This is a genomic window from Brachybacterium horti, assembly GCF_054777615.1.
The window spans coordinates 211299-236555 of the sequence record NZ_BAAHAM010000002.1 but is presented as its reverse complement, the minus strand read 5'-3'; the positions used below and the strand labels follow the sequence as shown (position 1 = coordinate 236555).

The window sequence follows — 25257 nt, the reverse complement described above, 5'->3', positions numbered from 1 at the left end:
GGCGATCTCAGAGTGTCACAGACGACACAGGGCCCGGACACCTCCCCCGTTCCGGAGACCCCGGACTTCGGACCCAATCAGTGGCTCGTGGACGCGCTCCGCGAGCAGTGGCAGCAGGATCCCGCGAGCGTCGACCCGAGCTGGGCGGAGTACTTCGCCCGCTCCGCCGAGGACTCCCCCGCCGCTGCCCAGGCCCCCGCATCATCCGCATCGACCGACGCCCCCACGTCGGGCAAGGAGGGCGACGATGCCCCCGGGCCCGCGACGGTGAGCGCACCGGACCCGGCCCCCGAGCCCGCGGAGCCCGTGACGGAGCAGGAGCCCGCCGCGGCGCCCGCGCCCGCCGCGCAGGCCCCCGCCCCGGAGCCCGCCGGGACCGGCTCCCCCCGCACCACCGCCTCCGGGGACCGCACCCCGGACGCCGCCACCGACTCCCCTCCCGCCGCGAAGGAACCTGACGCCGTGACCGACCAGCCCGCGAAGGAGACGCGGAGCGCCGCCGTCTCCACCACCTCGGACCGCCCCGCGAAGGTCCCCACCACGACCGCGCAGATCCCCACGGTCGAGCTGCGCGAGCCCGAGGTCGTCAAGCTGCGCGGCCCCGCCGCCGCCGTCGTGCGGAACATGGACGAGTCGCTCACCGTCCCCACCGCGACCTCGGTCCGCGACGTCCCGGTCAAGCTGCTCTTCGACAACCGCATCGTCATCAACAACCACCTCAAGCGCCACCGCGCCGGCAAGGTGTCCTTCACCCACCTCATCGGTTGGGCGATGGTCGAGGCGGTCTCCGAGATCGGCGACCTCAACAACGGCTTCGACGTCGACGAGAAGGGCAAGCCCGTCATGCTCGTCCGCGAGGACGTGAACTTCGGCCTCGCCATCGACATGCCCCGCCCGGACGGCTCCCGCGGACTCGTGGTCCCGAACATCAAGGCCGCGCAGCGCTTCGACTTCCGCGGCTTCTGGCGCGCCTACGAGGAGGTCGTGAGGAAGGCCCGGGCGGGCAAGCTCACGATGGAGGACTTCACCGGCACGACGGTGTCGCTGACGAACCCCGGCGGCATCGGCACCGTCCACTCGATCCCCCGGCTCATGAAGGGCCAGGGCGTCATCGTCGGCGTCGGCGCCATGGACTACCCGGCGCAGTTCCAGGGCGCGAGCCCACAGACCCTCGCCGATCTCGCGGTCTCGAAGGTCATGACCATGACCTCGACCTACGACCACCGGATCATCCAGGGCGCGGCCTCGGGCGAGTTCCTCAAGGCCATCGCCGACAAGCTCCTGGGCAAGGACGGCTTCTACGACCGGGTCTTCGCCTCGCTGCGGATCCCCTACAAGCCCGTGCGCTGGGTCGCGGACAACCCCTTCAAGGACTCGAAGTCCGAGCGCCTCGCGCGCGTCATGGACCTCATCCACGCCTTCCGCGTGCGCGGCCACCTCATGGCGGACACCGACCCGCTGCAGTACCGCGTGCGCCACCATCCCGACCTCGACGTCGAGACCTACGGCCTCACGCTGTGGGACCTCGACCGCATCTTCCCCACGCGCGGGCTGGGCGGCAAGGAGGAGATGCCGCTGCGCGACATCCTCGGGGTGCTCCGGGATGCGTACTGCCGCACCATCGGCATCGAGTACATGCACATCACGGACACCGAGGAGCGCGCCTGGCTCCAGCGGGAGATGGAGACGCCGCGACGCCCCTTCGCCAAGGAGGAGCTCGCGCACATCATGGACCGCCTCAACGCCGCCGAGGCGTTCGAGACCTTCCTGCAGACCAAGTTCGTGGGCCAGAAGCGCTTCTCGCTCGAGGGCGGCGAGTCGGTCATCCCGATGCTCGACGCGATCCTCGAGGGCTCCGCGCACGAGGGCATCGAGGAGGTGGGCATCGGCATGTCCCACCGCGGTCGCCTGAACGTCCTCTCGAACCTTGCGGGCAAGAGCTACGGCCAGATCTTCCAGGAGTTCGAGGGCAACTTCGGGCAGAACCTGGGCTCCGGCGACGTGAAGTACCACCTGGGCACCGAGGGCACCTTCACCGCTGTCGACGGCTCCACCACCAAGGTGTACCTCGCGGCGAACCCCTCGCACCTCGAGGCCGTGAACCCTGTGCTCGAGGGCATCGTCCGCGCCAAGCAGGACCGCCTCGAGAAGCCCACCGAGTTCCCCGTGCTGCCGATCCTGGTGCACGGCGACGCGGCCTTCGCCGGCCAGGGCGTCGTGACGGAGACCCTCAACCTCTCCGAGCTGCGCGGCTACCGCACGGGCGGCACGATCCACGTGGTCATCAACAACCAGATCGGGTTCACGACGCTCCCGGACTCCTCGCGCTCGTCCTACTACTCCACGGACGTCGCGAAGTCGACGCAGCTGCCGATCTTCCATGTGAACGGCGACGACCCCGAGGCGTGCGTGCGCGTCGCGGAGATCGCCTTCCGGTACCGCCAGAAGTTCCACCGCGACGTCGTCATCGACATGGTCTGCTACCGCCGCCGCGGGCACAACGAGGGCGACGACCCCTCGATGACGCAGCCGCAGATGTACAGCCTGATCGGGGACAAGCCCACGACCCGCAAGGTGTACATGGACTCCCTCATCGAGCGCGGCGAGCTCACCGAGGAGGAGACCGGGAAGCTCGTGAAGAACTTCCAGGACCACCTCGACGAGGCCTTCGCCTCGACCCGCAAGGACTCCGGCGCGGGTGCGGGCGAGACCGAGCGCTCCGTGCAGGGGCTCGAGAAGCCCGTCGCCCAGCGCGGCGGCGAGTCCTCGGGCGACGAGGACACGGCCGTCGACGCCGAGGTCATCACCCGGATCGGGCAGGCGCACTCCGAGGTGCCCGAGGGCTTCACCGTGCACCCCAAGCTCGCCTCGCTGCTGAAGAAGCGCACGCAGATGTCCGCCGAGGGCGGGATCGACTGGGCCTACGGCGAGCTGCTCGCCTTCGGGTCGCTGCTCCTCGAGGGGCGCCGTGTGCGCCTCGCCGGGCAGGACTCCCGACGCGGCACCTTCGTGCAGCGCCACAGCGTGCTCATGGACCACACCGACGGCGAGTCCTGGACCCCGCTGCACCACCTGGGCGAGGGCCAGGGCCGCTTCAACGTCTACGACTCCTCGCTCTCGGAGTTCGCCGCGCTCGGCTTCGAGTACGGCTACTCCGTCGAGGACACGGACGCCCTGGTGCTGTGGGAGGCGCAGTTCGGCGACTTCGCCAACGGCGCGCAGACGATCATCGACGAGTTCATCTCGGCCTCGGAGCAGAAGTGGGGCCAGAACTCGGGTGTGGTCATGCTCCTCCCCCACGGCTACGAGGGCCAAGGGCCGGACCACTCCTCCGCCCGCATCGAGCGCTTCCTCCAGCTGTGCGCGGAAGACAACATGCGCGTCGCGATGCCGTCCACCCCGGCCAGCTACTTCCACCTGCTGCGCCGCCAGGCGAAGCTCGAGCCGCGCCGGCCGCTCATCGTCTTCACCCCGAAGTCGATGCTGCGCAACAAGGCCGCGGTGAGCGCCGTCGAGGACTTCACGAGCGGCGGCTTCCGCCCGGTCCTGCCCGATACGACCGTGGACCCGCAGCAGGTGCGCCGCGTGATCCTCACCTCCGGCAAGGTCTACTGGGACCTCGTGGCACGCCGCGAGAAGGACGGCATCACCGACACCGCTATCGTCCGTCTCGAGCAGCTCTACCCGCTGCCCACCGCGGAGCTCGTCGAGGTGCTCGGGGCCTACCCGGACGCCGAGCTCACCTGGGTCCAGGACGAGCCGAGCAACCAGGGCTCCTGGTCCTACATGGCGATGAACTTCCCCGTCGAGGTGGGCCGCACGCTCCGCGTGGTCGCCCGCCCCGCCTCCGCCTCGCCCGCGACCGGCTCCAACAGCGCCCACAAGGCCGAGCAGGAGGACCTGGTGCAGCGCGCGCTGCACTCCTGAGCGCCGGTAGAGTGTCCCGTCCTGTCCCCTGACCCTCCAGGAGGTCCCGGTGCCCGCACCGTCCACCAGCCCCGCCACGCCCACCACTCCCCGGGTGCGGGTCATCGCGCTCGGCGACGAGCTGCTCGCCGGGGTCGGTGACGCGCGTGCCCTGGGCTGGCTCGGTCGTGCGGTCGCGAGCGCGCAGGACCCCTCCGCCCGGATCGACGTGTTCACCTCGGCGCTGCCCGGCGAGACCTCCGCGGAGCTCGCGGAGCGCTGGGACGACGCGGTGCGGCGCCGGATGGATCCTGAGGCGCAGGCCGACGGCTCGATCGAGCATCGCGTGGTCATCGCCCCGGGCCGGGCCGACGTCGAGCACGGGGTCTCCATGGCCCGCGCACGGCTGAACCTCGCGAAGATCCTCGACGGGCTCGAGCGCCTGCGGGTCCCCGCCTTCGTGGTGGGACCGCCGCCGAGCCGCGACCGGGGTCGCAGCGCGGCCGTGCGCGAGCTGTCCGACGCGTATGCGGACGTCTGCTCGCGGCGACGGGTCCCGTTCGTGGACATGGTGGCCGGTCTCGAGGGCCACGAGCAGTGGGAGGGCGACCTCGCGCGCACCGACGGCGACCACCCCGGGCAGACGGGCTACGGCCTCATGGCCTGGCTCGTGCTGCACAGCGGCTTCGAGGACTGGGTCTCGGGCCGCGCCTGAGGGCAGTGACTCGCGCCTCAGGTGCGGGCACCTGACGGGGACCGGCGCGACCTGTGGCAGAATTGCGGGGTTGCCCGGGCGAAGGAAGGAGAGCGTGATGAGCAAGCGTGGACGCAAGCGCAAGAGCCGCCGCAAGAGCGGCGCCAATCACGGCAAGCGCCCCAACGCCTGATCCGTGAGGCGTCGGCCCGCTGGCCGACGCACGACGAGGGCCTCCATCCTGACGGATGGAGGCCCTCGTCGTCGTCCGGTCCCGGGAGCGGGGACCCCGGCCCGCAGGGCCCCGGGGACCGCCCCGGGACCCGAGCGGTCAGGAGCTCCAGCTGGTGCGCGTCACCCGCACGGTCGTGCCGTCGGCGTCGGTCGAGGTGACGGTGACGGTGCGGCACTGCAGCGCGATCCGGTCGCGCAGCTCCGAGGGGGCCGGGGTGTCGCAGCAGCTGCGGCGCACGAGCTCCTTCAGCCGTCGCAGGCGCTCGACCTCGTCCGCGCACTCCGGGCAGTCCGCCGTGTGCGCGGTCATCCTCTCGGCGAGCTCCTGGGGCACCTCGCCGTCGAGCGCCTCCTCGAGCCCGTAGCGCAGGTCGCGACGGGGATCCTCTCCTGGCGTGCTCCGCGTGCTCATCGTTCCTCCTCCCCGGCCTCGTGGTCGGTCGTGTGCTGATCGGTGGTGCCCGCCTCGGCGCGGCGCAGGTAGCCGAGCGAGCGGGCGTGGTCGGAGAGCAGGTCGCGCAGCTGGCGGCGTCCCCGGTGGAGCCGTGACATGACCGTCCCGATGGGCGTGTCCATGATCTCGGCGATCTCCTTGTAGGCGAAGCCCTCGACGTCCGCGAGGTACACCGCCATGCGGTAGTCCTCGCGCAGCTCGGCGAGGGCGTCCTTCACCGCGGAGTCCGGCAGACTCTCGAGGGCCTCGGTCTCCGCGGAGCGCAGGCCGCGGCTGGTGTGCGACTCGACCTCGGCGAGCTGCCAGTCCTCGACGGAGTCGCTCCAGGACTCCTTGGGGCGGCGCTGCTTCTGCCGGTAGGTCGAGATGTACGTGTTGGTCATGATCCGGTAGAGCCAGGCGCGCATGTTCGTGCCCGGCGTGAAGCGGTCCGCCGCGCGGAAGGCCTTCATGAAGGTCTCCTGGACGAGGTCCTCCGCGTCCTGAGGGTTGCGGGTCATGCGCAGGGCGCCGCCGTAGAGCGCGTCGAGGTGCGAGAGCGCCTCGGTCTCGAAGTCGAAGGCGTTCTCCGGGGCCGGGTCCGGTGTCACGGCGAGGGGGGCGGGGTCGCTCGAGCTCATCGAGTCCCAACTTACGCCAGCATCACCGGGGCCCGCGCCCCGGCCGCCGCCCGCGAGGGCTGTCGCCGTCATCCGCTCTCCGTCCGTCCCGTCCGATCGGTCCCTGGGCGGTGCGCGTCCTGCCCACCACCCCCGGGTGCAACGCCCCGGGCGGCCCGGGTGTTCCCCGCGCGGTAGGCTGGCGCCGGTGACAGGGGTCTCCTCGTCCTCCCCCGGCCGGTCCGGGGGCCGTGCGGGACCCCGTCGCACCGCCGCAGCCGTCGACATCGTGAGGACACCGAGGACACCATGGCACTGGTCCGTCGCATCGCCCGCCCCCTGCTCGCCGCCCCCTTCATCCTCGAGGGCGTGCGCACCGCACTGCACCCCGAGCGGGAGACGGAGGTGTACCCGAAGGCCTTCGAGTCCGCGGACGCCAAGCTCGCGCAGTCCTCGGCCCCGGGCTTCGTCGACGTGCGCACCGTGGTCCGCGCGACCGGCGTCGTCGCCGCGGGCGCGGGTCTGCTCTACGCGACCAACCGGGCGCCGCGCGCCGCGGCCGTGGCTCTGCTCGCCACGACCTCCGTCGGCTGGGTCGGCCGCAAGAAGGTCTGGGAGCTCCGCGGTGAGGAGCGCCTCCGCGAGGTGCAGTCGATCCTCGTCGACGCCGGTCTCCTCGGCGGGCTGCTGCTCGCGACCGTCGACCACGACGGCCGTCCCTCCCTGGGCTACCGCATGGACCGTCTGGTCGAGCGCTCGCAGAAGGCCGCCGCCGCGAAGCAGCGCGAGCTCGGGAAGAGCGCCGCCAAGGCGGAGAAGAAGGTCGGGAAGTCCGTGAAGGACGCGAAGGGCACGGCCGAGAAGAAGCTCGCCGCGGTCCAGGGCTGAGCGCGTGACCACCGACGTCCTGTGGACCGCCCCGGTCGCACAGGGGCCGGTCGACGCCCTCGTGCGGGTGCCGGGCTCGAAGTCGCTCACGGCCCGCTGGATGCTGCTCGCCGCGATCGCGGACGAGCCCTCGCGGCTCACGGGCGCGCTCGTCTCCCGGGACACCCGCCTCATGCGCGATGCGCTCGAGCGGCTCGGCGCCCTGTTCTCCGTCGAGGACGGCGCGCTCTCGGTGGTGCCGATCCCGCCGCCGGGCGAGCACCCGGCGGAGCCGATCGAGATCCACTGCGGCCTCGCGGGCACGGTCATGCGCTTCGTGCCGATGCTCGCGGCGCTCCACCACGGCGACGTCCGCTTCACCGGTGACGAGGGTGCCCTCGTGCGGCCCATGGGCGCGGTGCTCCAGGCCCTGCGTGCGCAGGGCATCGAGGTCACCGAGCACGGTGAGCCCGATCGCCTGCCCTTCACGGTCCACGGCCGCGGGAGCCTGCGCGGCGGCCGCATCGAGGTCGACGCCTCCGCCTCGAGCCAGTTCATCTCCAATGTGCTCCTCACCGGTGCGCGCGGGGAGGCGGACCTCGAGCTCGTCCACGTCGGGGCGACGCTCCCCTCGCTCCCCCACATCGACATGACGCTCGAGACCCTCGCGCAGGCCGGCGTCACCGCCTCGCACGACGTCGATCCGGACGGCCGCCACCGCTGGCACGTGGCCCGCGGCTCCCTCCACCTGGACGAGATCACCGTCGAGCCGGACCTCTCCAACGCGGGCCCGTTCATCGCGGCCGCGCTCGTCACCCAGGGCACGATCGCCGTCTCGGACTGGCCGGAGACGACGACGCAGCCCGGGGACGCGTACCGCGAGCTGCTCACCCGCATGGGGGCGGAGGTCTGGCGCGAGGAGGACGAGATGCTCTTCCGCGGCGACGGCAGCCTCCACGGGATCGATGCGGACCTCTCCGCCGTCGGCGAGCTCACCCCCACCATCGCGGCGCTCTGCGCGCTCGCGGACTCCCCCAGCCGGCTGACGGGCGTCGCGCACCTCCGCGGCCACGAGACGGACCGGCTCCAGGCCCTCGCCGCGGAGCTCACGAAGCTCGGCGCGCGCACCACGGAGCTCGAGGACGGCCTCGAGATCGTCCCCGGGCCGCTGCGGGGGACGGTCTTCGAGACCTATGCGGACCATCGCATGGCGACGGCCGCCGCAATCATCGGGCTGCAGGTGCCCGACGTCCGCGTCGTGGACGTGGCCTGCACCTCCAAGACGCTCCCGGACTTCGTGGGGATGTGGCTGTCGATGCTGCACACCGAGGCCCCGGAGGGCGGCACCCCGTGAGGAGGGGTGCGCGGGACCTCGACGAGTCGGACGTCCGCGTCCGGCCCAACCGTCGCGGGTCCCGGCCGCGCACGAAGGACCGTCCCGCCCACGCGGACGCCGTGCAGGCGCGCGTGATCGCCGTGGACCGCGGCCGCTGGCGCACCGTGGTCGACGCGGGCGGCGAGGGGCAGCGGACCGTCACGGCGATGCGCGCCCGGGAGCTGGGCCGCTCCCCCGTCGTCCCCGGGGACCTCGTGGGTCTCGTCGGCGACACCTCCGGCCGCGACGGCTCGCTCGCCCGGATCGTCCGCATCGAGGAGCGCAGCTCGTTCCTGCGCCGCAGCGCGGACGACGACGACGCGACCGAGCGCCCGCTCGTCGCGAACGTCGACCTCATGGTGATGGTCACCGCGCTCGCGGACCCGGAGCCCCGCGGCGGCATGATCGACCGCTGCCTGGTCGCGGCCTTCGTCGCCGGGATCCCCGCCCTTCTCGTGCTCACCAAGGCGGATCTGCGCGCCCCGGAGGAGTTCCTGCGCACCTACGCGCCGCTCGGCCTGGACCACGTCGTCACCCACCAGGAGGCCGACGGGACGATCGTCGGACTGGACGCGCTGCGGGAGCGGCTCGAGGGGAACGTGAGCGTCCTCGTGGGCCATTCCGGCGTCGGGAAGTCGACGCTGCTGAACGCCCTCGTGCCGGGGGTCGGGCGGGCCACCGGCGCCGTCAACGACGTCACCGGCCGCGGCCGCCACACCTCCTCCTCCGCGCTCGCCGAGCAGCTGCCCGGCGGCGGCTGGGTGATCGACACCCCGGGCGTGCGCTCCTTCGGCCTGGGGCACGTCGCGCCCGAGCAGCTGCTGGACGCCTTCGCCGACCTCGCGGCGCTCGCCGAGCAGTGCCCGCGCGGATGCACCCATCTCGAGGACGCCCCGGACTGCGCGCTCGACGCGCTCGTCGAGGCCGGGGAGGCGGGCACCGCGGGCCCCGCACGCCTCACCTCCTACCGCCGCCTCGCGGTCACGCTGCGCAGGAACGATCCCTGGGACGTCTGAGCACGCCCCCGTGGTCGGGCGGGGCGTCCGCGTCGCTGCGGGTCCGGCGGGCCCCGACCGCCTAGGGTGTGACGCATGTCCAGCCGATACGCCGATGACCTGCGCCTCGCCCACGTGCTCGCCGATGCCGTGGACCAGCTGACGATGTCCCGCTTCAAGGCGCAGGACCTCGAGGTCTCCACCAAGCCGGACCTCACCGAGGTCACCGACGCCGACCGCTCCGCGGAGGAGATGGTGCGCGCGCAGCTCTCCCGCTCCCGCTCGCGGGACCAGGTGATCGGCGAGGAGTTCGGCTCGAGCGGCTCCTCCCCGCGGCAGTGGGTCATCGACCCGATCGACGGCACGGCCAACTTCGTGCGCGGGGTCCCCGTGTGGGGCACCCTGATCGGTCTCGTCGAGGACGGCGAGCCCGTCGTGGGCCTCGTCTCCGCCCCCGCGCTGTCGCGCCGCTGGTGGGGCGGCGAGGGCGCCGGCGCCTGGACGGGACCGCGACTGAGCTCGGCGAGCCGGCTGCAGGTCTCCTCGGTGGACAGCATCGAGGAGGCGTCGCTGTCCTACTCCTCCCTGCACGGCTGGGCGGACATCGACCGCCTCCCCCAGATGCTGAACCTCATGCAGCGCTTCTGGCGCACCCGCGCCTACGGCGACTTCTGGTCCTACATGCTGCTCGCCGAGGGCGCCGTCGACGTCGCCACCGAGCCCGAGCTCAAGCTCCACGACATGGCCGCCCTCGTCCCGATCATCACGCAGGCCGGCGGCCGCTTCACGTCGCTCGACGGCGAGCCCGGCCCGTTCGGCGGCAACGCCGTGGCGACCAACGGCCTGCTCCACGAGGAGGTCCTCGAGGCGCTCGCGGCACGCGGCTGAGCCCGTCGCCGCCGAAGGCCCTGAGCGACGCGCGACGGCCGTGCACCGACGCCGCTCGGACGGACGGGATCCGTGGAGCGGCCCCCGCTACGATGTGAGCGACCTGCGCGCCGGGACCCGGGAGGGTCCGCCGCGCGCCTGCCATCGGACCCTCGGAGGATCTGCCTCATGACCGTCAAGCGCGTCGCACTGCTCACCGCCGGGGGCTACGCCCCGTGCCTCTCCTCCGCCGTCGGCGGCCTCATCGAGCGCTACACCGAGCTGGTGCCGGACGTCGAGATCATCGCCTACAAGCACGGCTACTGGGGCCTGCTCTCCGACGAGAAGATCGTCGTCGACGAGACGGTGCGCGCGAACGCGCACGTGCTGCACGACTTCGGCGGCTCGCCGATCGGCAACTCCCGCGTGAAGCTCACCAACACCGCCGACCTCGTCAAGCGCGGCCTCATCGCCGAGGGCGAGGACGCCCTCGAGGTCGCCGCGAAGAAGCTGCAGGCGGACGGCGTCGACGTGCTGCACACGATCGGCGGCGACGACACCAACACCACCGCCGCGGATCTCGCGAAGTACCTCGCGGACAACGACTACCCGCTGCAGGTCGTCGGGCTGCCCAAGACGATCGACAACGACATCGTCCCCGTCAAGCAGTCCCTCGGCGCGCGCACCGCCGCGGAGCAGTCCAGCCTCTTCGCGCAGAACGTGCTCGCCGAGCACGGCTCGAACCCGCGCATGCTCATCATCCACGAGGTCATGGGCCGTGCCTGCGGCTACCTCACCGCGGAGGCCGCCCGCTACTACCAGCAGTGGCACTCCCGCCAGCAGTGGCTCCCCCAGATCGGCCTCTCCGCGGAGAAGTGGGACGTCCACGCCGTGTTCCTGCCCGAGCTGAAGCTCGACATCGACGCCGAGGCCGCGCGCCTGCGCACCGTCATGGACGAGGTCGGCAACGTCAACATCTTCCTCTCCGAGGGCGCCGGCATCCCCGAGATCGTCGCGGAGATGCAGGCCCGCGGCGAAGAGCCCGAGAAGGACCCCTTCGGTCACGTCAAGCTCGACACGATCAACCCCGGCCAGTGGTTCGCGAAGCAGTTCGCGGAGAAGCTCGGCGCGGAGAAGGTCATGGTCCAGAAGTCCGGCTACTTCTCGCGCTCCGCGAAGGCCAACGCCGACGACCTGCGCCTGATCAAGTCGATGACCGATCTCGCCGTGCAGGTCGCCCTCGAGGGCGGCTCCGGCCTGGTGGGCCACGACGAGGAGCAGGGCGACGTGCTGCGCGCGATCGAGTTCTCCCGCGTCGCCGGCCACAAGGCCTTCGACGTCTCCCAGCCGTGGTTCCACGAGGTCATGGAGCGCACCGGCCAGGGCGTCGTCCCCGCCGAGAAGCACTGACCCCGGCCACCCCGAGCCGCTGAGATGGCGCCGCGGATCCTCACCTGGCGCCGCGGCCTGCGCGCGCTCCTCCGTCCCGGAGGGGCGCGCGCCGTCGTGCTGCGGGAGGACGACTCGCCCCTGTGGGCGCCGGGCCGGCCCCGGCAGGGCATGCTCGGCGACTGCTGGGTGATGGCCTCCATGCTCGCGGTCCACGAGACCGCGCCGGAACGCCTGCGCGCCCTGCTCGCCGAGCAGGCCGACGGCGCCGTGCTCGTCACCCTCCCCGGGGCGGCGCCCATGCGCGTGGAGCGCTCACTGCCGGTCGACGAGCACGGCAGCTTCCTCTACGGACGGATCGACGGGCACGGCCCCGGCTGGGCGGGCGTGCTCGAGAAGGCCATCGCGGAGCACGTCGCCGGCGGGTACGGGTTCCTGCAGTGGGGGCTCGCCCGCTACGGGCTCCAGATCCTCACCGGCGGCCGCGGCCGGATGCTGCTGCGCTCCCCCGACGCCGCGACGATCCGCCGCTGGCGCGCGGAGCACCGCGCGATCACCGCGTCGACGCATCCGCTGAGCCCGCTCGTCGGGACCGAGCACGGACCGCTGCCCCCGAACCACGTGTTCGCCGTGGTCGACGCCGATCCGCGCACCGGGCACGTGCTGCTGCGCAATCCCGTGCGCCCTGCCGCGCTGCTGCGGGTGGACTCGCGCAGCTTCCGCCGCGGCTTCCTCGCCGTGGACGTCACCGCTCCCCTGCGCTGAACGCGCCTCCCCGCGGCCGACGGGGCCGCGCCGTGGCCGCGGGAGCCCAGGGCTCAGGAGCGGCGGGCGACCGTGTGGTCGAGCGTGCCGAAGACGTCCAGCCAGGCGTCCGCCACCAGACGGTGCCCGGCGATCGTGGGGTGCACGCCGTCCTGGGCGATGCTCGCGGGCGTGTGCCCCACGGCCCAGGCGTCCTCGAGCACGGCCTCGAGGTCCACGATCGCCGCGCCGAACTCCTTGCCGAGCGCACGGATGATCGCGATCTTGCGGTCCAGCTCCCCGTGGTACCCGGCCTTCTCCTCGTCGACGTCCGCCACGAAGGGCAGCACGAGCACCACCGGCAGGCCCGGGCGGGACGCGGAGAGCTGGTCGAGCAGGAAGCGGTAGTCCGCCTCGAAGTCCTCGTCGGTGACGTGCTCACCGCGGGTGAAGCCGTGCCACACGTCGTTGACGCCCACGTAGATCGTCACGACGTCCGGGCGCAGGTCCAGGCAGTCCGCGTCGAAGCGCTCTCGCAGGTCCAGGACCTTGTTCCCGCTGATGCCGCGGTTGATCACGGTCGCGGTGGGCTCGTGGGCGGCGAAGTGCTCGGCGAGCAGACGCACGTACCCGAATCCGAGGCCCTCGGGGTCCTCGGTGCGGCTGCAGTCGGTGATCGAGTCGCCGATGAACACGAAGGTGCGGGGCGCGGGCGTGGACGTCATGGTCATGCGCACATCCTGCCAGAGCGTCGGCGTCCGCCGCGTGGAGCCGCGAGCACGATCGAGATCGGAGCCGGGCAGTCGGAGCGCCGGGGCGACGAATCGTTCCGAGTGCATCACCCGGTGGCGGGTTCGCGACGTCGTCGCAGCTGGTGATGCGCGGCGGCGCGCACCGAGCACGCGGGAGATCTCGACGTGTCAGGAGGTGACCAGGTTGGACGGACCTCGGCGCAGCGAGTAGGCCTGGCCGTTCCACGTCACGCGACGCAGAGAGTGGATTGTCACGGGGTCGATGCAGCTGGTGGAACGTCGGACGGCCTGGAAGCCGATCACGCCATTGACGCGGTACCGCCGTCGCTGCGGGTCATACGTCCACGCTCCCGAGTACGTCGTCGTGTAGGCCGTGTACCCCGAGATGGCAGGTGCGGTCGCATCGACGGTCGGCAGGCTCCATGTCGACGCGCCCGCGCTCGTGCGGGTCCACGGCAGAGTGCCGAAGGACGTGGAGAAGTAGATCGTGAAACGCGCGTTCGTCGGCGTCGATCCGCTGGGGACGGAGTCCATCCAGAACCCGAACGTCGGGTAGGCGGCAGTCTCGCCCAGACCCAACGTCTGGGTCGCGGTCGCACCGCTCGTCGAACAGTTCGAGGTGATATTCGTACTCCCCGACACGGTCGACGAGGACGCGGCGACAGCCGGCGCAGCAACTGACAACATGGCGACAGGGGTCACCCACGCGGCACCCCTGAGAAGTGCACGGCGGCCTGACCTTGGCCTCCCGTCCTGATGTTGCAGCATCCCACGTTGACCTTCACTCGCACTGGATCGCACGATCAATCATCCTACCACATCTCCGAACCAGCGCAAGCGCTCCCGAAGAGCATGGGAACCAACTCGCCCCGAAACCCGCCGTTGCGCGATTCCCGCCCTCAGGCCCGAGCGATCGGACCACGTGACGCCAGGACCCCGTCTCGTCGCGGAAGCGAGGCGCCCGCGCGGGAGCTCGTCGTCCGTGCCGCAGGTGATCGCGCGCGCACTGGACCTCGATCGGTACGGAATAGGACAATGAAGACCCCCTGCCCGGTCATCCCGGGCCAGGGGGTCTTCCTTCGTAGCGGGGGCAGGATTTGAACCTACGACCTCCGGGTTATGAGCCCGGCGAGCTACCGAACTGCTCCACCCCGCGGCGACATGAGTAACTCTACGACGACCGAACCCGCAGGTCCAATCCATAGGGGCCGAACGTGGGCCAAGCCACGTTCACGTGCTGTTCACGCACGCTCCCGTGCCTGAACGGCCTGCCCGCCCGCCGTGATCGACGGGCGGGCAGGCCGCGAGGAATCGGATCGGTCAGCCCTCGCCGCCGTCGGACGGCGACCCGGTGGGAACGCTCTGCCCCATCTCCTCCTGCGCGGCGATCGCGCGGTTCAGCGCATCGGAGACGCGGTCCTGGGCCTCGCCGTAGGCGGCCCAGTCCCCCTCCTCCATCGCCGCATCCGCGTCCTTGACGGCCTGGTCCATGTCCGCGAGCGCCTGGTTCAGGCGCTCCTCGGCGGAGCCCTGGTCACCGCTCGCCGGAGCCTCGGTCTGCGTGCCCTCGTCCCCGGTGGACGGCTCCGTGGTCGTGGCGTCCCCGGTCTCGGCGTCGACGGCGCCGCTCGCACCGCCGGTGTCGCTCACGGAGGCGTCACCGGCGTTGGCGCCGGAGTCGCCGCCGAAGACGAGGTCGAGCGCCTCGTCCAGCGTGGGCGCGAAGCCGATCTTGTCGCCGAAGGAGACGAGCACCATCTGCAGCAGCGGGTACTGCGTGCCGCCTCCCGCGGAGGAGGACTGCAGGTACACCGGCTGCACGTAGAGCAGACCGCCGCCGACCGGCAGCGTGAGCAGGTTGCCGTTGATGACCTCGGAGTTGCCGGACTTCAGCAGGTTCAGCGCCCGCGAGACGTTCGGCTCCGAGTTGAAGGTCGCCTGCACCTGACCGGGCCCGTTGACCGGGTTGGACGCCGGCAGCACGAGCAGGCGCATCTGCCCGTAGCTCTCCGCGGGGTTGCCCTTCTCGTCCCCGGTCTCCGAGTCCACGGCGAGATAGCCGGTGAGGACGTTCTGGCCCTGCTGCGGCCGGTAGGTCGAGGACACGGTGAAGCGGGGTTCGTCCGCTCCCGGCACCTGCATCGTGAGGTAGGTCGGGGGCTGCGCCGCCTGCTCGCCCGTGGTGCCGTCCGGGTTCTCCGGGGCCGGTTTCGTGGGATCAGGCGTGACCTGCCAGAAGTCCTGCTGACCGAAGAACTCCCCGGCATCCGTCACGTGGTACTTCGAGAGCTGCTCGCGCTGGGCCTTGAAGTAGTCCGCCGGGTAGCGCAGGTGGCTCATGAGCTCGCTGCTGATCTCGGTGTGGTCGTGCAGGGACTTCGGGAACACCTCGTTCCACGCCTTGAGGATCGGGTCCTCGGTGTCCCACGCGTAGAGGGTCACCGAGCCGTCGTACGCGTTGACCGTGGCCTTGACCGCGTTGCGCATGTAGTTCGCGTTCGGCACCCGGTTCTGCGAGGTGTCCCCCGCCGAGGTCTGCGAGTCCGTGACGACGGTGTCGAGGTCCAAGGACGTCGAGTACGGATAGCGGTCCGACGTGGTGTAGCCGTCGACCACCCACACGAGCGAGCCGTCCACGACCGCCGGGTACATCTGCGAATCCAGCGAGAGGAACGGGGCGACCTCGCGGACACGCTCCTGCGGGTCGCGGTCGTAGAGGATCTGCGACTCGTCGTTGACGTAGCTGGAGATGAGGATGTTGGGATCGCGGAACTTGATCGCGTACAGCAGCCGGTTCACGAAGCTGCCCACGGACGGGCCGCCGTCCCCGGTGAAGGTGTAGTTGACCTGGTCGCCGCCCTCGTCGTCGGTGCCGCCGGACTGGTAGTCGAACTCCTCGAGCTCGGAGCCCTCCGGGGCGCCGACGATCGAGTAGTCCGGGGAATGCCGACCGAAGTAGACCCGCTCCTCGTAGTCCCCGAAGGCGCCGGAGCCCGGCACGCCGGACTCGAGGAAGGTGGGCTCGCCGTCGCTGCTGCGCTGGTTGCCGTAGGCGGCGGCGGTGCCGTAGCCGTGGGTGTAGACGATGTGCTGGTTGACCCAGCCCTGGGTGTCCAGCTGGAACCGGTCCGGGCGCAGCTCACGCACGCCGATCACGGTGTCCTGCTGCTGCCCGTCGATCTCGTAGCGGTCCACGGAGAGCACGTCGTCGAAGCCCCAGTAGCGACGGTTCGCCTCACGCTGCTGGAAGGTCGGCGCGATGACGTTGGGATCCATGAGGCGGATCTGGGCGGTGGTCGCCGCGTCCTCGCGCAGGGCGCCGGGCTCGGCGTCCGTCGTCGCCGTGTAGGGGACCTCCTCGACGCCGTCGATGCCGAAGGCGGCGCGGGTCGCGTCGATGTTGCGCTGGATGTACGGCTGCTCGAGGGTGCGCTCGTTGGGGCTCACCTGGAAGCGCTGCACGGCCCAGGGGTAGATGTTGCCGACCACGAGGGTCGCGAGGATCATCAGCCCGGCCCCCACGGCCGGGATCCGCCAGTCCGCCCGGAAGATCCACAGGACGAACAGCGCGGCCACCACGATCGCGGAGATCGCGAGGATCGTCTGCGCCGGGAGGATCGCGTTGACATCCGTGTAGGACGCGCCGTCGAAGCGGCTGTGCGTGCCCACGAGCAGGTCGTAGCGACGGAACCAGTGGCCCGCGCCGAGCAGCACCACGTAGATCGCGGCGAGCACGCCGAGGTGGCGACGGGCCGATCGGGTGACCTCGAGGCCGCTCTCCTGGCCCCAGGCGACGCCGCCGTAGACGAAGTGGCCGATGAGCGCGCCGACGATCGCCACGAGCAGGACGAACTGCCCGAAGGAGATCACGAGGTCGATCAGCGGCAGCTGGAAGACGTAGAAGGAGATGTCCTTGGAGAAGATCGGATCGGTCTCGCCGAACTGCTGCGGGTGCAGGAAGAGCTGCACGTCCTGCCAGCGTCGCGCGGCGGCGAGACCGCCGAAGGCGCCGATCACGATCGGCGCGGCGATGGTCAGCCCGCGCCGCAGCGGCTCCACGGCGGTGCGGAACTGCTCGAGGGCCTCCTGCTCACGGGTGACCGGCGGATACACCGGACGCCGCAGGTAGGACAGGCGGAGGCTGAGGAAGAGCGGAGCGGCGAAGAGCAGGAAGCCGAGCACGAAGAGCACCGCCTCCGTGCCCCAGCGCACCACGAGCACCTCGGTGACGGCCAGCTGGTCGAACCAGAGGTACTTGGTCCAGACCTCGGAGGCCAGCAGCAGCACGAGCACGACGAGGGCGAGCACGCCGAGGGTGATCGCCAGCGGGGAGATCCGCCGCCGGCTCGGGGCACCTCCCTCCGGCGCAGGTCGGGGTCGGGGGGTGTCGCCGAAGGGCGCGGAGAAGCTCACAGATGTCCTCGGGTCGTGCAGCTGGGGACCCCGACGTGCGAACGACGGACCGCGGGCCCCGGATACAGTGGGGAGTGACCACCGGCAGTGGTGGTCCCCACCATTCTGTCAGGTCGACCGCGAAGGGCGGCTCACGATTCGATGACGACTCCGGACCCTCTGGACGCCCCCACCGCCGCGCTCGCGGCCGCCGTGCTCGAGGTCGCCCGTCACGTGGCCGAGGAGCCGCTCCCCACGCCGCGCTGGTTCGCGCTCGCGCGGGTCTCCGAGCTGCTCGCCGCCTCACCCTCGCTCGCCTCGCTGCTGGGGGTCGAGGAGGCCGCCGCCGGGGAGAGCGCCGCGGACGAGCACGCCCTGACCCCCGTCGAGCTCGACGACGCCGCGGCCGCCGGGCCGGGCACCGCGCCCACGGACCCGCTCGAGGGCCTCGCGAGCATCGCCTGGCCCGATCTCGCCGTGGGCGGGGCGCTGGCCTGCGATCTCGCCGCCTCCGCCTGGACGGTTCGCGCCGAGGAGGGCCAGGAGACCCTGCCGGCCGGCTCGACGCTCCGGATCGTCGTCGCCGCTCTCGAGGACGGCACCTCGTGGTCCGCCGTGCGCAGGCCCGGCGGGGACGGATTCGTGCTGGGCGAGGCCCTCGTGCCCGAGCTGTCCTCCGCCCTGCTGCAGTCCCTGCGCGAGGACGGCTGAACCCCGCCCTCGTGCTCGGGGCGCTCCTCCCGCTCGGGGCCGGGACGATCCTGCATCACCCCGGCCCCGGTGGATGGGCCTGCGCTCACGCGACGGCGACGGCCTCCTCGGGGATCGTGACCTCCTCCTCGCCGGGGGTGAGGACCTCCCCGGTGCTCGGATCGTGCTCGGGGATGGTGTCCAGGCGCAGGCGTCCCTTGTAGGTGGCGCTGCCCCAGACCAGGTCCACCGCGACGCTCTCGGCGTTGATCTGGAGGTCCGTGCGGTCCGTTCCGGCGTCGTCCTGCCAGGTGTTCGTGCTCAGCCGCCCGGTGACCACGACCGGGTTGCCCTTGCGGACCGAGGAGAGCACGTTGGCGCCCAGCGCGGGGCCGGTGAAGACGGTGTAGAACTCGGACCTGAGGTCCTTCCAGGTCTGCGACTCACGGTCGAAGTAGCTGTCGGTGACCGCGACCCGCAGCTTGGCGCCGTTGCCCTGGGTCTTGGGCTGGGGGTCCTCGGTGAGGTTCCCGCGGATGGTGATGACGGTGGCGTCCTTCATGGGGGATGTCCTTCCCTGTGCCGGGAGGCTCCCGGCGCCGGCACCGTGCCGACTGCCCTCACTGTCCCGTCGTCCCGCCCGTCGGAGCCATGCCCCCGGCGGGGTTGTGGACGGACCCCCGCTGGGGAGGAACGATCGGTCCCCGGACGCGCGAGGACGGCCGGCCCCCTCGCGGGGACCGGCCGTCCGTCAGCTGCCCGGGACCTGCCGGGCGGGGTCGATCAGGCCTGCGGCACGACCAGGCCGGAGGCGGTCGAGGTCGCGGCCTCGAAGCGCTTCTGGACGTCGGCCCAGTTCACGATGTTCCAGATCGCCTTGACGTAGTCCGCCTTAACGTTCTGGTAGTCGAGGTAGAAGGCGTGCTCCCACATGTCCAGCTGGAACAGCGGGATCGTCGCGACGGGCACGCCGTTCTGCTGGTCGTAGAACTGCTCGATGACGAGGTTCCCGCCCACGGGCTCGTAGGCCAGGATCGCCCAGCCGGAGCCCTGGATGCCCAGCGCCGCGGCGGAGAAGTGCGCGCGGAAGGCGTCGAAGGAGCCGAACTGGTCGTCGATCGCGGCGGCGAGCTCGCCGGTCGGCTTGTCGCCACCCTCCGGCGAGAGGTTCTTCCAGAAGATCGAGTGGTTGGTGTGACCACCGAGGTTGAAGGCGAGATCCTTCGACAGCTGGTTCACGGTGCCGAAGTCCTCGGCCTCGCGGGCCGCGGCGAGCTTCTCGAGCGCCGTGTTCGCACCCTTGACGTAGGTCGCGTGGTGCTTGGAGTGGTGCAGCTCCATGATCTTGCCGGAGATCGACGGATCGAGAGCGCCGTAGTCGTAGTCGAGATCGGGAAGCGTGTACGTGGACGCAGCCATTCGGATCATCCCTTCGAGGTGTCGTGCGCGGGAGCCGCAGGTGCGGGTCCCGCCGTGGATTCATCCTGCCACGTGCGCTCCTCGAATGGTCCGGGCAGTTCACAGGGAGCGAACACTCCCGGCCTCCTTTTGAGCCGTCCGGGGCCGGCGCGCCGCACGATCGTCGTCCCTGCGCGCCACAATGGGCGGATGCGCACCGGCCCGCAGGACCCTGACCCCGCCTCCGGGGAGGGCACCGGCCTGCCCGCCTCCTTCTCCCCCGCGACGACCGCCTGGTTCGCCGAGTCCTTCGCGGGCCCCACCCCGGCGCAGCGCAGCGCCTGGGCCGCGATCGAGCGCGGGGAGGACACCCTCGTCGTCGCCCCCACCGGCTCCGGCAAGACCCTCGCCGCCTTCCTCACCGCGATCGACCGCCTCACCATGGCGGCGCCGGAGGAGACTCCGTCGTCGCCCCGCGGTGCTCGCTCCGCGCGCGGTCCCCGGGAGCGACGGCGCACCTCCGTCCTCTACATCTCGCCGCTCAAGGCGCTCGGGGTGGACGTGGAGCGGAACCTCACCTCGCCGCTCGTCGGCACCGCCCGCGCCGCCGAGCGGCTCGGCCTGCCGCGCCGGGAGATCAGCGTGGGCGTGCGCACCGGGGACACCCCTGCCGCGGAGCGCCGCCGTCTCGCGGCGCATCCCCCGGACGTGCTCATCACGACCCCCGAATCCCTGTTCCTCATGCTCAGCTCCCAGGCGAGGGAGACGCTCACCGCCGTGGACACGGTGATCATCGACGAGGTCCACGCGGTCGCCGGCACCAAGCGCGGCGTGCACCTCGCGCTGTCGCTCGCCCGCCTCGACGCCCTTCTCGAGCGGCCCGCGCAGCGGATCGGGCTCTCCGCGACGGTGGAGCCGGTGGACGAGGTCGCCGCCTTCCTCTCCGGCGCGGGCCGGCATCGGGACGTGACCGTGGTGCGACCGCCCTCGACGAAGCGCTGGGACCTCACGATCACGATGCCCGTCCCCGATCTCCAGGCGATCGAGCCGCCGGTCGACGCGGTCGACGACGAGGACGTCTCCGGCACCATCTGGCCTCACGTGGAGCGGGCGGTGCTCGCGGAGGTCCTCGCCCACCGCTCGACGATCGTGTTCACGAACTCCCGCAGCCAGGCGGAGCGGCTGACCGGCAAGCTCAACCGGCTCCACGCCCGCCGCATGGCCGCCGATCCCTCGCCGCTGTCCGACGGGGCGGAGCGGGTCGAGGGCCCCGACGGCACCGAGCTGGAGGACATCGCCCGCGCCCACCACGGCTCCATGTCCAAGGAGATCCGTGCCCAGATCGAGGACCAGCTGAAGTCCGGCAGCCTCCGCTGCGTCGTCGCGACCTCCTCCCTCGAGCTCGGCATCGACATGGGCGCCGTCGACCTCGTGCTGCAGGTCGCCGCGCCGATGAGCGTCTCGAGCCTGCTGCAGCGCGTGGGGCGTGCCGGGCACGACGTCGGCGCCGTCTCGAGAGGCGTGCTGCACCCGCTGCACGCGATGGACGTGCTGCGCTCCGCCGTCGCCGTCCAAGAGGCGGTCGCGGGCCGCATCGAGCCGCTCTCCGTCCCGCGCAACGCCCTGGACGTGCTCGCCCAGCACACCGTCTCCGCCGCCGCGATGGAGGACCTCCAGGTCGAGGAGTGGTTCGAGCTCGTGCGCAGCGCGCACCCCTATCGCGCCCTGCCCCGCGCGGCCTTCGACCAGACGATCGACCTGCTCGCCGGCCGCTACCCCTCGACCGCCTTCACCGAGCTGCGGCCCCGGCTCGTCCACGACCACGAGGCGGGAACGCTCTCCGGGCGCCCGGGTGCCCAGCGCCTCGCGGTGACCAGCGGCGGCACGATCCCGGACCGCGGCCTCTACCCCGTGCACCTGGTCACCGGGGACGACGACACGCAGCAGCGGCGCGTGGGAGAGCTCGACGAGGAGATGGTCTACGAGTCCCGCCGCGGCGACGTCATCACTCTGGGCACCACGAGCTGGCGGATCGAGGAGATCACCGCCTCACGGGTCACGGTCTCCCCCGCCTTCGGCCTGACGGGCCGGATCCCCTTCTGGCACGGTGACGGCGACGGCCGCCCCGCGAGCCTGGGCCGTGCCCTGCAGGCCGCGCAAGCGGAGCTCGCCGCCCTCCCCCGCGAGGAGGCGGAGAGCCGGCTCGAAGCGCTGGGGCTCGACGGCAACGCCCGCACCGTGCTGCTCGACCAGCTCGCCGAGCAGCAGCAGGTCACGGGGGCGGTGCCCGGCCCGGGGCAGCTCGTCGTGGAGCGCTTCCTCGACGAGCTCGGCGACTGGCGGGTGGTCCTGCACTGCGCGCTCGGCCAGCGGATCACGGGCCCCTGGGCCCTCGCCGTCGGCGCCCGCGTCGAGGAGCGCTACGGGCTCGACGGCCAGGTCATGGCCGCGGACGACGGCATCGTCCTGCGGATCCCGCACGGCGAGCAGCCGCCCGGCGCGGACCTCTTCGTCTTCACCCCGGAGGAGATCGAGGAGGAGGTGCGGCGGCTCGTGGGCTCCTCCGCCCTCTTCGCCTCCCGCTTCCGCGAGTGCGCGGCGCGGGCGCTGCTGCTGCCGCGCCGTGACCCGAACCAGCGGGCACCGCTGTGGCAGCAGCGCCAGCGCTCCGCCCACCTGCTCGAGGTGGCGCGCCCGTACCCGGACTTCCCGATCATGCTCGAGGCCGCGCGCGAGTGCCTGCAGGACGTCTACGACCTCCCCTCCCTCGTGGACCTGATGTCCCAGGTGACACGGCGGACGGTGCAGGTGCGCGAGGTCGAGACGGAGGCGCCGTCCCCCTTCGCCCGCTCGCTGCTGTTCGGCTACCTCGCCCAGTTCATCTACGACACCGACGCTCCGCTCGCGGAGCGCCGCACGGCCGCGCTCGCCCTGGACCAGTCGCTGCTCGCGGAGCTGCTGGGATCGGTGAGCCTGCGCGAGCTGCTGGACGCGGAGGTGATCGCGGAGGTCGAGCAGCGCCTGCAGGGTCTCACCGAGGAGCGCGCGCTGCGCACCGCGGAGAACGTGGCGGACGCCCTGCGCCGGCTGGGACCGCTCACCCGCGCCGAGCTCGCCCATCGCGCCGCCGGCGAGCTCGACGTCGACGCGGCGATCGAGGAGCTCGAGCGGGCGCGGCGCGTGATCGCCGTGCGCTTCGCGGGGGCCGAGCACGTGGCCGGGATCGAGGACGCCGCGCTGCTGCGGGACGCCCTCGGCGTGGCTCTGCCGCCCGGTCTCCCCGAGTCCCTGCTCGCTCCCGTGGACCGCGCCGTCCCCCAGCTTCTGCAGCGCTGGGCGCGCTCCCGCGGCCCCTTCCCCGCGGAGCACGTGGTCGAGGCGCTCGGTCTCGCCCCCGGCGTGGCCCGGGCCGCGCTCGAGCAGCTCGCCTCCGAGCGTGTCCTCCAGACCGGCGAGTTCACCCCCGGCCGCACCGGGGAGGAGTGGGTGGACGCGGAGGTGCTGCGCCGGATCCGTCGGGCGAGCCTCGCCGCGTCCCGGCGCGACATCGCTCCCGTGCCCGGCCCCGTGTACGCGCGCTTCCTCGGCACCTGGCAGCACCTGGTGCCGCGCCGGGCCGATGGCCGCCGCGCCCGCCCCGACTGGCACGGCCGGGACGGGCTGCTCTCGGTGATCGACCAGCTCACCGGGGTGTCCCTGCCGGCCTCCGCCTGGGAGTCGCAGGTGCTCCCGGCGCGGCTGCCGGAGATCACGCCGGCGCTCGTGGACTCCGCCTTCGCCGCCGGCGAGCTCGTGTGGACCGGGCACGGCCGGCTCGGCGCCGACGACGCCTGGGTGCGCCTGCACCTCGCGGACGCCCTGCCGCTCGGCCTGGACGCAGCGGAGCTCGAGACCTCGGCCGCCGCGCTCCCGGAGGGCTCCACCGCGGCGCGGCTGCTGGCCCTGCTGCGCGGCACGCCCGGCGCGCTCCGGACCGGGGAGCTCCTCACCGCCCTTGCGGAGGACGGCGCGGCGGTCCCGCCGGAGGAGCTGCAGGAGGCGCTGTGGGAGCTCGCGTTCGCCTCCCTCGTCACGAACGACTCCTTCGAGGCGCTGCGCGTGCTCACCCGCGGCAGCGCCCCGCGCTCCGCCCGCTCGCGCACGCCCGGACGCTCCCGGCAGCCCAGCCGTCGCGGCGCCGCCCGGCTCTCCGCGGCGATGATGCGGCAGGGCGCGTCGAGCCCGTCGGAGCTCGTCACCGGGCCGACGGGCGCCGGCAGGTGGTCCGCCGTGCGCGTGGAGCCGGTGGACCCGGCCGCACGGGCCGGTGCGCTCGCGACGCTGCTGCTGGACCGGCACGGGGTCGTCACCCGCGGCGCGATGGACGTCGAGGACCTGCCGGGCGGCTTCGCGGGCGTGTACCGGGTGCTGTCGGTGCTCGAGGAGAACGGCAGCTGCCGCCGCGGCTACTTCGTGGACGGCCTCGGCGCCTCCCAGTTCGCGCCGGTCGAGGCCGTGGACCTGCTGCGGGACCGCGAGCGGGAGGCGGAGGAGCACTCCGGGCCGTCGCCGGAGGCGGGCGCCGTGGCGCTCGCCGCGACGGACCCCGCGAACCCCTACGGTGCGTCGCTGCCCTGGCCGCCTCTCGCCCCTGCCCCGCCGGAGGGAGCGACCGTCCGACCGGCCCGCCGCGCGGGCGCCCTCGTGATGCTCGTGGACGGCCATCCCCTCGCGGTCGTCGACAAGGGCGCCCGGAGCCTGCTGTGGTGGGCCGACGGCGAGCTGATCACCCCGGCCGCGGAGCAGCTGGTGCGTGCCGTCGTCGAGGACTCCCGCCTCCCCCAGCTGCAGATCGAGCGGATCAACGGCCATGCGATCGGAGCCGAGGCCGTCACGGGGATCGCGCAGGCGCTCGTGGACGCCGGCTGCTACCGCTCGCCGAAGTCGCTGCGCGTGCGGGCAGGAGGACGCTGATGCCGGAAGGGGACACCGTCTTCCGGCAGTGCCGGATCCTTCACGAGGCGCTCGCGGGCGCGACGCTCACGTCGAGCGAGCTGCGCGTCCCCCGGCACGCGACCGCGGATCTCACGGGCTGGAGGGTGCGCGAGGTGCGCCCACGCGGCAAGCATCTGCTGATCCGTCTCGTCCCGCCGGAGGGCTCCGGGGCGCCGCCGATGACCCTGCACTCCCATCTGATGATGGACGGCATCTGGCGCGTGGACGGCCGCGCCCTCCGCTCGAGCGACACGAGCGCCGGCCCGCGCGACCCCGCGACGATCCGGATCCGGCTCACGGCACGGGACGACGACGGCCGCGAGGCGCGGGCGATCGCGTACGAGGTCCAGCAGGTGCGGCTCCTGCGCACGGCCGACGAGGCCGAGCTCGTGGGAACGCTCGGACCGGATCTCCTGGACCCCGGTTGGTCCGAGGGGCACCGGGAGCGCGCGATCGCGAACCTCGCCGCGGAGACCGACCGGTCGATCGGCCTCGCCCTCCTGGACCAGCACCTCCTGGCAGGGGTGGGCAACATCTATCGCAGCGAGCTGTGCTTCCTGCGCCGGGTGCATCCCGCGGCGACCGTCGCGCAGGCCGGGGACCTCGGCGCGCTCGTGGACCTCGCCCGCCGCCTGCTCCTGCTGAACGCCGAGCGGGAGGTGCGGGTCACCACCGGCGGCATGCTGGGGCGGGACGGCGACCTCTGGGTGTACGGGAGGGGCGGGCAGCAGTGCCGCCGCTGCCGCGCCCGGATCCTGCGCTCCGAGATCGCCGAGCCGCGCCTCGAGGGGACCGAGGGCCGGGTGTTCTGGACCTGCCCGCGCTGCCAGGGCGAGGACCCGCGCGGCACGTCGACCGGGGCCCGGGCCTGGTCACCGCACGCGGGGCGCGGACCGCGGGGTCGCACCGGTCGTTAGACTCTGTGCG

At 72.5% G+C, this 25257-nt stretch carries 19 protein-coding genes and 1 tRNA gene; 12 read left to right on the top strand and 8 right to left on the bottom strand.

Annotation, left to right across the window (positions count from 1 at the left end):
- Window positions 1-12: 12 nt before the first annotated feature.
- The 3 genes from ACYVAP_RS06315 to ACYVAP_RS06305 all read left to right on the top strand — a co-directional run bounded on the left by ACYVAP_RS06315 (window position 13) and on the right by ACYVAP_RS06305 (window position 4793).
- A complete protein-coding gene (locus tag ACYVAP_RS06315) occupies window positions 13-3927 on the top strand; it encodes a multifunctional oxoglutarate decarboxylase/oxoglutarate dehydrogenase thiamine pyrophosphate-binding subunit/dihydrolipoyllysine-residue succinyltransferase subunit (RefSeq protein WP_498860006.1) in 3915 nt (1304 codons plus the stop codon).
- Between the two features lie 49 nt (window positions 3928-3976).
- On the top strand, window positions 3977-4621 hold the full coding sequence (locus tag ACYVAP_RS06310) for a GDSL-type esterase/lipase family protein (protein WP_259359534.1): 645 nt from the start codon (window positions 3977-3979) through the stop codon (window positions 4619-4621).
- Window positions 4622-4718: 97 nt separating this feature from the next.
- Complete coding sequence (locus tag ACYVAP_RS06305; protein ID WP_370297284.1) at window positions 4719-4793, top strand: 50S ribosomal protein bL37; 75 nt, start codon at window positions 4719-4721, stop codon at window positions 4791-4793.
- A gap of 138 nt (window positions 4794-4931) precedes the next feature.
- Here the strand turns inward: ACYVAP_RS06305 and ACYVAP_RS06300 are convergent, their stop codons facing one another.
- Window positions 4932-5246: a zf-HC2 domain-containing protein gene (locus ACYVAP_RS06300; protein WP_498860005.1), complete on the bottom strand. Its 315-nt coding sequence runs from the start codon at window positions 5244-5246 to the stop codon at window positions 4932-4934.
- On the bottom strand, window positions 5243-5908 hold the full coding sequence (locus ACYVAP_RS06295; RefSeq protein WP_137770464.1) for a sigma-70 family RNA polymerase sigma factor: 666 nt from the start codon (window positions 5906-5908) through the stop codon (window positions 5243-5245). Before ACYVAP_RS06295 ends, ACYVAP_RS06300 begins: the two co-directional genes overlap by 4 nt.
- Window positions 5909-6196: 288 nt before the next feature.
- Between ACYVAP_RS06295 and ACYVAP_RS06290 the strand changes: the two genes are divergently transcribed.
- The 6 genes from ACYVAP_RS06290 to ACYVAP_RS06265 all read left to right on the top strand — a co-directional run bounded on the left by ACYVAP_RS06290 (window position 6197) and on the right by ACYVAP_RS06265 (window position 12145).
- Complete coding sequence (locus ACYVAP_RS06290) at window positions 6197-6775, top strand: hypothetical protein (protein ID WP_498860004.1); 579 nt, start codon at window positions 6197-6199, stop codon at window positions 6773-6775.
- A 4-nt stretch (window positions 6776-6779) separates the two neighbouring features.
- The gene (gene aroA / locus ACYVAP_RS06285) at window positions 6780-8108 is read left to right on the top strand and encodes a 3-phosphoshikimate 1-carboxyvinyltransferase (RefSeq protein ID WP_498860003.1); all 1329 of its coding nucleotides are present in this window, start codon (window positions 6780-6782) and stop codon (window positions 8106-8108) included.
- On the top strand, window positions 8105-9145 hold the full coding sequence (gene rsgA / locus ACYVAP_RS06280) for a ribosome small subunit-dependent GTPase A (RefSeq protein ID WP_498860002.1): 1041 nt from the start codon (window positions 8105-8107) through the stop codon (window positions 9143-9145). The genes aroA and rsgA overlap by 4 nt, the downstream gene beginning before the upstream one ends.
- Before the next feature lie 75 nt (window positions 9146-9220).
- The gene (gene hisN / locus ACYVAP_RS06275; protein WP_264449421.1) at window positions 9221-10012 is read left to right on the top strand and encodes a histidinol-phosphatase; all 792 of its coding nucleotides are present in this window, start codon (window positions 9221-9223) and stop codon (window positions 10010-10012) included.
- Between the two features lie 168 nt (window positions 10013-10180).
- A complete protein-coding gene (locus tag ACYVAP_RS06270) occupies window positions 10181-11401 on the top strand; it encodes a pyrophosphate--fructose-6-phosphate 1-phosphotransferase (RefSeq protein ID WP_259359528.1) in 1221 nt (406 codons plus the stop codon).
- A gap of 24 nt (window positions 11402-11425) precedes the next feature.
- The gene (locus ACYVAP_RS06265) at window positions 11426-12145 is read left to right on the top strand and encodes a calpain family cysteine peptidase (RefSeq protein ID WP_498860001.1); all 720 of its coding nucleotides are present in this window, start codon (window positions 11426-11428) and stop codon (window positions 12143-12145) included.
- A 53-nt stretch (window positions 12146-12198) separates the two neighbouring features.
- Here the strand turns inward: ACYVAP_RS06265 and ACYVAP_RS06260 are convergent, their stop codons facing one another.
- The 4 genes from ACYVAP_RS06260 to ACYVAP_RS06245 all read right to left on the bottom strand — a co-directional run bounded on the left by ACYVAP_RS06260 (window position 12199) and on the right by ACYVAP_RS06245 (window position 17289).
- Window positions 12199-12855, bottom strand: coding sequence for an SGNH/GDSL hydrolase family protein (locus ACYVAP_RS06260; protein ID WP_498860000.1), 657 nt, complete (start codon window positions 12853-12855; stop codon window positions 12199-12201).
- Between the two features lie 189 nt (window positions 12856-13044).
- Window positions 13045-13578, bottom strand: a complete 534-nt coding sequence (locus ACYVAP_RS06255; RefSeq protein ID WP_498859999.1) for a hypothetical protein — start codon at window positions 13576-13578, stop codon at window positions 13045-13047.
- Between the two features lie 380 nt (window positions 13579-13958).
- Window positions 13959-14032 (bottom strand) — tRNA-Met (locus tag ACYVAP_RS06250).
- Window positions 14033-14196: 164 nt separating this feature from the next.
- Window positions 14197-17289: a UPF0182 family membrane protein gene (locus ACYVAP_RS06245; protein ID WP_498859998.1), complete on the bottom strand. Its 3093-nt coding sequence runs from the start codon at window positions 17287-17289 to the stop codon at window positions 14197-14199.
- Window positions 17290-17430: 141 nt separating this feature from the next.
- On the opposite strand from ACYVAP_RS06245, the gene ACYVAP_RS06240 reads away from it, so the two are divergent.
- Window positions 17431-17979 carry a PPA1309 family protein gene (locus ACYVAP_RS06240; protein WP_498859997.1) on the top strand — a complete coding sequence of 183 codons (549 nt, stop codon included), beginning with the start codon at window positions 17431-17433 and terminating at the stop codon, window positions 17977-17979.
- Window positions 17980-18064: 85 nt separating this feature from the next.
- On the opposite strand, the gene ACYVAP_RS06235 is transcribed toward ACYVAP_RS06240, so the two are convergent.
- Together ACYVAP_RS06235 and ACYVAP_RS06230 are read right to left on the bottom strand one after the other, a co-directional pair.
- Window positions 18065-18520: a single-stranded DNA-binding protein gene (locus tag ACYVAP_RS06235; RefSeq protein WP_264449415.1), complete on the bottom strand. Its 456-nt coding sequence runs from the start codon at window positions 18518-18520 to the stop codon at window positions 18065-18067.
- 221 nt (window positions 18521-18741) lie between these two features.
- On the bottom strand, window positions 18742-19377 hold the full coding sequence (locus ACYVAP_RS06230; protein ID WP_137770453.1) for a superoxide dismutase: 636 nt from the start codon (window positions 19375-19377) through the stop codon (window positions 18742-18744).
- Between the two features lie 189 nt (window positions 19378-19566).
- Between ACYVAP_RS06230 and ACYVAP_RS06225 the strand changes: the two genes are divergently transcribed.
- Both ACYVAP_RS06225 and ACYVAP_RS06220 read left to right on the top strand, forming a co-directional pair.
- The gene (locus ACYVAP_RS06225; RefSeq protein WP_498859996.1) at window positions 19567-24309 is read left to right on the top strand and encodes a DEAD/DEAH box helicase family protein; all 4743 of its coding nucleotides are present in this window, start codon (window positions 19567-19569) and stop codon (window positions 24307-24309) included.
- Entirely contained in the window at window positions 24309-25247 is a 939-nt protein-coding gene (locus tag ACYVAP_RS06220) for a DNA-formamidopyrimidine glycosylase family protein (RefSeq protein ID WP_498859995.1), read from the top strand. The genes ACYVAP_RS06225 and ACYVAP_RS06220 overlap by 1 nt, the downstream gene beginning before the upstream one ends.
- Window positions 25248-25257: the final 10 nt, after the last annotated feature.

Excerpts from the sequence above, each read along its gene's own strand:
- ACYVAP_RS06295 (WP_137770464.1), bottom strand. The coding sequence starts at position 5,908 with ATGAGCTCGAGCGACCCCGCCCCCCTCGCCGTGACACCGGACCCGGCC.
- ACYVAP_RS06260 (WP_498860000.1), bottom strand. The coding sequence starts at position 12,855 with ATGACCATGACGTCCACGCCCGCGCCCCGCACCTTCGTGTTCATCGGC.
- hisN (WP_264449421.1), top strand. The coding sequence starts at position 9,221 with ATGTCCAGCCGATACGCCGATGACCTGCGCCTCGCCCACGTGCTCGCC.
- ACYVAP_RS06270 (WP_259359528.1), top strand. The coding sequence starts at position 10,181 with ATGACCGTCAAGCGCGTCGCACTGCTCACCGCCGGGGGCTACGCCCCG.
- ACYVAP_RS06225 (WP_498859996.1), top strand. The coding sequence starts at position 19,567 with ATGCGCACCGGCCCGCAGGACCCTGACCCCGCCTCCGGGGAGGGCACC.
- ACYVAP_RS06230 (WP_137770453.1), bottom strand. The coding sequence starts at position 19,377 with ATGGCTGCGTCCACGTACACGCTTCCCGATCTCGACTACGACTACGGC.
- ACYVAP_RS06220 (WP_498859995.1), top strand. The coding sequence starts at position 24,309 with ATGCCGGAAGGGGACACCGTCTTCCGGCAGTGCCGGATCCTTCACGAG.
- ACYVAP_RS06240 (WP_498859997.1), top strand. The coding sequence starts at position 17,431 with ATGACGACTCCGGACCCTCTGGACGCCCCCACCGCCGCGCTCGCGGCC.
- ACYVAP_RS06290 (WP_498860004.1), top strand. The coding sequence starts at position 6,197 with ATGGCACTGGTCCGTCGCATCGCCCGCCCCCTGCTCGCCGCCCCCTTC.
- ACYVAP_RS06300 (WP_498860005.1), bottom strand. The coding sequence starts at position 5,246 with ATGAGCACGCGGAGCACGCCAGGAGAGGATCCCCGTCGCGACCTGCGC.
- ACYVAP_RS06265 (WP_498860001.1), top strand. The coding sequence starts at position 11,426 with ATGGCGCCGCGGATCCTCACCTGGCGCCGCGGCCTGCGCGCGCTCCTC.
- ACYVAP_RS06235 (WP_264449415.1), bottom strand. The coding sequence starts at position 18,520 with ATGAAGGACGCCACCGTCATCACCATCCGCGGGAACCTCACCGAGGAC.